Below are 6,316 nucleotides of genomic sequence, written 5' to 3'. Positions count from 1 at the left end.
TAGTGTTACCAATCTCTATGTTGGAGCTGGCTTCCCTCTTGGACTAGCAAGAGAGTCGTACAATCTCTCGCTATGTCAGGCTGAACAGGAGCTTGTGAGAGAGCTCTTGTCAACCAGATTGCTACATAAAGGCCTTTTCTTATTGATGCACGGTGGACCTGGGCTAGGAAAAACCATGCTATCAATTCATCTCGGGAAGCTAGCCTGGGCAAAAGGATACACTATATTATTCTTAAATGCCAGAGCTACCTCTTCTTTTGGCCTAAAAAGCACCAAGAACTCTATGGCTAATTCATTAGAGTAAAGCTCAAAAAAGCAAAAAGCCCCGCAAATGCGAGGCTCATCTAGGCAAGTAGCACGTCAGCTACTTACCTTCATGTCTAGTTTAGAACGTTAATTAGGCACCAGCCTTCTTTAAGGCAGCATCAACGATGGTTGAAGCTTCCTCTTCGATCTTCTTTAAGTGGTCCTCACCCTTGAAGGATTCCATATAGATCTTGTAGATGTTCTCGGTGCCAGATGGGCGAGCAGCAAACCAGCCGTTCTCAGTAACCACCTTGAGGCCACCAAACTCGGCGTTATTGCCAGAGGCTCTAGTGAGCTTCTCTAAGATTGGCTCGCCTGCTAAGGTAGATGCCTCAACAGCGGATGGATCAAGCTTCTTTAAGACAGCCTTTTGCTTAGAGTTAGCAGGAGCGTCTACACGGTTGTATAAAGGCTTACCATACTTCTCAGTTAAGGCATTGTAGTGCTCTGATGGATCCTTGCCTGTTACAGCAAGAATTTCAGCTGAGAGCAGAGATGCAATCATACCGTCCTTATCGGTAGTCCATACAGAACCATCCTTACGTAAGAATGATGCACCTGCAGACTCCTCACAGCCCCATGCTAAGGACTTGTCGAAAAGACCCTGTACGAACCACTTGAAGCCTACTGGAACTTCAAAAGCCTTGCGGCCTAAGCCTTCAGCAACACGGTTCATCATGGAGGATGAAACTACAGTCTTACCAACCATAGCATCCTTTGGCCAGTTGTCACGGTGGGTGTAGATGTAGTTAATAGCTGCTGACAGATAGTGATTTGGATTCATGAGGCCGGAGTGGCAAACAATACCATGACGGTCATAGTCAGGATCGTTACCAAATGCAATATCAAAGTTATCCTTAAGAGCAATCAGACCGGCCATTGCATATGGGCTAGAGCAGTCCATACGAATCTTGCCATCCTTATCTAAGCACATGAATGAGAAGGTTGGATCAACCTTGTAGTTAACAACCTTAATATTGAGCTTGTACTTATCAGCAATGCGATCCCAGAAGTAAAGGCCTGAACCACCTAATGGATCTACACCAATCTTAAGACCTGCTGAGGAGATAGCTTCGAGATTGATAACTGAGTCTAAATCATTGACATAGTCAGTCATCATATCGTGCTCTTGCACATTAGGAAGCTTTAATGCCTGCTCATAAGGAACACGCTTAACGTCCTTAAGACCAGCACGCATAATGTCGTTAGCACGATCCTGTACCCATGAGGTAATGTCGGTACCAGCTGGGCCACCATCAGTTGGGTTGTACTTAAAGCCACCATCAGTTGGTGGGTTGTGGGATGGAGTGATAACGATACCGTCACCTAAAGCAGAACCGCTCTTACCACGGTTGTAGCTTAAGATAGCGTGGGAAATAGTTGGGGTTGGGGTATAGCCGTTATCTTTCTCGATACGAACCTCAACGCCGTTAGCGCCTAATACTTCTACTGCAGATACTAAAGCAGCCTCAGATAAAGCGTGGGTGTCTTTACCTAAGAACAGCGGACCACAGATGTTCTCTTTTGCGCGGTACTCAGCTATAGCTTGAGAGATGGCTAAAATGTGGGACTCGGTAAAGGAACCATTTAATGAAGTGCCACGGTGACCAGAGGTACCAAAGCTTACAAGCTCATCAGGATTATCGAGGTTTGGACGGTTATAGTAGTAAGCCGCCATCAGACGTGGAACATTAACCAGGTCTGAGTCTAAAGCCTTAGTGCCGGCACGCTCATGAATTGCCATATTATTATCCTTAACCCTTCGTAGAAACCAACGAGAACTTTTTGTCTAGCATAGCTCAGTGTTAATGAATTATCACACTTAATGCAAACAAAGAGTTTTGTAGCAGTCTTACCTTAGCTCTTTCATCGCTACAGCTGCAGCTACAGCACGTCTCAATCCTCACTAAACCATAGCAACGTATAGCTAAGCCTATGCTTTAGTTTCTTGGATAGACACATCTTTATATTTTAAGTCTATTGAGACGCTTTCTCACCATATAAGTAGCCTTCTAAACTGACCAACATCACAGATCCAAACTATTACGTAGTTTCTTTTTACGGTCTATGATGACTTTTGCACGAACACGGGGCAAATGTTGAATGAATACTTAATGAGATTAGCAAAACTTAAGTAGCTCAATACTTCATCTTAAGCAAAAAAAGATGAACATGAGACAAACAAGCAAAGGTGGGCATGAGCCAAGTGAGCAAAGATGAGCATTGCATATCGATTACTTGTCATGATTTAGCTAAGTGTCTGTTAAGAACTGCTCAACAAAGCGGCAGTTTCATTGGCAATGTGATTAGGCCAAAGCTACTTTGCAGCAAAAGATTGGATGGGATTGGATTGGATTGGATTGGTTGAAGTGAAGAGGCTTTAGCTCGGATGGACTTGCCGATCAATGGCAATTAATTGGAATGGGGTATTGGTGATGCTGTTTATGAGGTTGCCAAAAACAAAAAAGGCAAGCTTCCAAACTATGGTTGCCTGCCTTTTCTTAATCAAACAATTCTTACAGAATCGAGTGATTAGTCACGACCGTTTACTGACTTCTTTAACTCAGCACCAGCGGTGAAAGATGGAGTCTTGGAAGCAGGAATCTGGATAACCTCACCAGTCTTAGGGTTACGGCCCTCGCGGGACTTACGATCGGTTACCTTGAAAGTGCCAAAGCCGACTAATTGAACACGATCGCCGTTGCTTAAGGCCTCGGTGATGGACTCTAAGATAGCATCTAAAGCCTTACGAGATTGACTAATTGGTAACTCAGAGCGCTTTGCGATTTGCTCGATAAGTGCAGACTTGTTCATAAAGAATGTATCCTTTCAATCAGACATAGGTCATATCGTGAAATTACGGTGGACCTGAATTGAGATAGATTTCACCACATAAATCATAAGATATCAACAAGATTTTTTCACAAATGGCGTAAATAGCGGCTTTCGTCATATCTTGAAGATGCGCTTAAAACCGCCATTTCAAAAATAAAACCGCATATATATCAGGTTTATAAGCACTCAAAGAGCCATTTTTACTCTCTAAGTTTTTGCACAAAATTTTTTTTTGCTTTTCGCTACTTGAAATTTGCTTGCTCTTTCCTTATAGGACCGTGCTTTGCGATGATTTTTGAGCTATAGCTCACAACGTTAAATCTTAGTGTTCAACTAGAGTAGAAAGTCTCACAAAAACTCTAAAAGCTGTGTTATATGGCTATTTTTCATAAATGGCTTATATATCACGTTTGTTGACAAAATCAGCATTAGTAGTGCCAAAATGAACCTATACGACCTCAAAAGCTAATAAAGTAGACAGCCATAACCACAAAACCCTGATTTATACACCTTTTGTCACAAAGTTAAGTGGCAATATCAGCTATAAGATGGCAGCAGAACCACTTCTAGCTAGCGCTCTTGATAAGTGCACATCTAGTAAATCATCAACCATAATCAAGCTTTCAGGCATCGAAGCATCTAGAGCAAGCCATACTAATGCTAGATAACCGTTTCTAACGAATGCCATCATCATTTACCAAAAACATACGATGCCGCCCTTAAGCACAGGCAAATGATGAGCTAGTAGCTTTTATGACTTACTAAACTCAAGCTTACTAACTCTTTTTGTTGCCCATTAGCAGCATCAGACATTTATGGCTCATCGTTACAGTCATTAACTTTTGTGGTGGCGTATGAGGTTAACGTTACCAATAATGTGTAAAAGACAACTTGCCAAAGATATGGTCTCTTATAAATTTAGCTTATGACTTATACGTCCTAATGCAGCAAAGTTAGGCTGGATATGACTTTATATCTATCGCTTATTTAGGCTATTTATAATGATTGACAGCTTTTTTCCTTAGTTTGCTAACCTTACTAAGTTGACATGCTAAAATAGCCGCACTTTTAGTTAGGAAGCTTAGGTTGCTAGTACTTGGAATTGCAATTTCTATTGCATGCAACTAAGACTTTCTAGGACGGTTGATTCAAAGAGTTCATAAACGCCTAAGCGTATGAACATCATTGGTCTTTACCAACGAACACTTAACTCAATCAGTCCCACATTACTAATCAATAGATCTTTGGAGCAAAAGTAATGGATGTAATACGTCCTGTGAAGAGAGCTTTAATCTCAGTATCAGACAAGACTGGCGTTCTTGAGTTTGCCAAGGCATTATCTGAGCGCGGTGTTGAGATCCTTTCAACTGGTGGCACTGCCAAGCTGTTAATGGACAACGGTGTCAAAGTAATCGAAGTTTCTGACTACACCAAGTTCCCAGAGATGATGTCTGGTCGCTTAAAGACCTTACATCCAATGATTCACGGCGGTATCTTAGGTCGTCGTGGTACCGATGAGGCCGTAATGAGCGAGCACGGCATCAGCCCAATCGATCTCGTGTGCGTTAACCTCTATCCATTTGTTAAGACCACCTCTGACCCATCTTGCACCTTAGAGAAGGCTATTGAGAACATCGATATCGGTGGCCCTACCATGGTTCGTGCTGCTGCTAAGAACCACCGTGATGTTGCTATCGTGGTTAATGCTAGCGACTACGACAAGGTTATCGCTGAGATGGATGCTAACGGTGGCTCCTTAACCTACAAGACCCGCTTCAACTTAGCTATCGCTGCTTACGAGCACACTGCTTCTTATGATGCTGCTATCGCTAACTACTTTGGCACTATGGCTGATGACTACGGCATCGTTGATCCAGAGGCTGAGGCTTGTGATGTTCCATCTGAGGGTGAGTTAAAGCTGAAAAAGCGTCTGTTCCCACGTACCTTAAACTTAAACTTTGTTAAGTTACAGGGCATGCGCTACGGCGAGAACCCACATCAGAAAGCTGCCTTCTACAAGGACATGTCTCTTACCAACTCTTCTATTGCTACTGCAGTACAGTTCCAGGGTAAGGAGCTTTCTTACAACAACATCGCTGATACCGATGCCGCTATCGAGTGCGTGCGTGAGTTCTTAGAAGAGCCATGCTGCGTAATCGTTAAGCACGCTAACCCATGTGGCGTTGCTATGGCTGACAACCTCACCGATGCTTACATTAAGGCTTTCGAGTCTGACAGCGAGTCTGCATTTGGCGGTATCATCGCTTTCAACCGCGAGTTAGACGGCAAGACTGCTCAGGCTATTGTTGATCGTCAGTTCTGTGAAGTTATTGTTGCTCCTAGCGTAACTGAAGAGGCAAAGCAGGCCGTTGCAGCTAAGAAGAACATTCGTCTTCTTGCTATTGGCGAGTTAGGCGAGAGACAGCCACGTTACGACTTTAAGCGTGTTAACGGCGGTCTGTTAGTTCAGGATGCTGACTTAGTTAACGTAAAGCGTGAAGATCTCAAGGTTGTAACTAAGCGTGCTCCTACCGATGATGAGCTCACCGAACTGCTCTTTGCATGGCGCGTATGTAAGTACACCAAGTCCAACGCTATCGTTTACACCAACTCCAAGCGTACCTTAGGTATTGGCTGCGGCCAGACCTCACGTGTGTTCTCTGCACGTATTGCTACTATCCGAGCTGAGGACGCTAATCTCTCTCTTGAGGGTTCAGCACTGGCATCTGATGCATTCTTCCCATTCCGCGATGGTGTTGACGCAGCTGCTAAGGCTGGCGTTAAGTGCATCATTCAGCCAGGTGGTTCTATCCGTGATGAGGAAGTTATCCAGGCTGCAGACGAGCACGGCATCGCTATGGTATTCACTGGCGTACGTCACTTCCGTCACTAATAAGACCATTAAAGCAGCATCATGCTGCTAATGGCAAAGAGCAAAGTGGATCTATATAAAAGCCACTTTGCTAAAAGCAAAGGCCGAATAGGCCTGCCTAGCAGAGCTCACATCTAGGCTCTGCTCCATAAGCCCACTTACTTCATATATAGCTGCAGATGCTCTTGTATGCGCTAAAGCTTATATGCACCTAAGATTGTATGCATCAAAACTTATATGCACCTAAGATTTTATGCACCTAAGTTTGTATGCAGCTTAGCTTGTATGCAATTTTAGCTCGGT

Annotated in this window: 4 protein-coding genes; 2 read left to right on the top strand and 2 right to left on the bottom strand. The window is 43.7% G+C overall.

What is annotated here, in order from left to right; translation table 11 throughout:
* The coding region (locus RDO37_RS07055) for an ATP-binding protein (protein WP_308498577.1) at positions 1 to 304 on the top strand (304 nt) is incomplete at its 5' end.
* 93 nt (positions 305 to 397) lie between these two features.
* On the opposite strand, the gene pgm is transcribed toward RDO37_RS07055, so the two are convergent.
* Positions 398 to 2,050, bottom strand: a complete 1,653-nt coding sequence (gene pgm, locus RDO37_RS07050) for a phosphoglucomutase (alpha-D-glucose-1,6-bisphosphate-dependent) (protein WP_273324946.1) — start codon at positions 2,048 to 2,050, stop codon at positions 398 to 400.
* A gap of 788 nt (positions 2,051 to 2,838) precedes the next feature.
* Positions 2,839 to 3,120: an HU family DNA-binding protein gene (locus RDO37_RS07045; RefSeq protein ID WP_027939171.1), complete on the bottom strand. Its 282-nt coding sequence runs from the start codon at positions 3,118 to 3,120 to the stop codon at positions 2,839 to 2,841.
* A gap of 1,279 nt (positions 3,121 to 4,399) precedes the next feature.
* Between RDO37_RS07045 and purH the strand changes: the two genes are divergently transcribed.
* Complete coding sequence (gene purH, locus RDO37_RS07040; RefSeq protein WP_303073741.1) at positions 4,400 to 6,034, top strand: bifunctional phosphoribosylaminoimidazolecarboxamide formyltransferase/IMP cyclohydrolase; 1,635 nt, start codon at positions 4,400 to 4,402, stop codon at positions 6,032 to 6,034.
* Positions 6,035 to 6,316: the final 282 nt, after the last annotated feature.

This window comes from uncultured Anaerobiospirillum sp. (genome assembly GCF_902485895.1).
GTDB classification, from domain to species: Bacteria; Pseudomonadota; Gammaproteobacteria; order Enterobacterales; family Succinivibrionaceae; genus Anaerobiospirillum; species Anaerobiospirillum succiniciproducens.
This window is presented reverse-complemented; position numbering and strand designations above follow the sequence as displayed.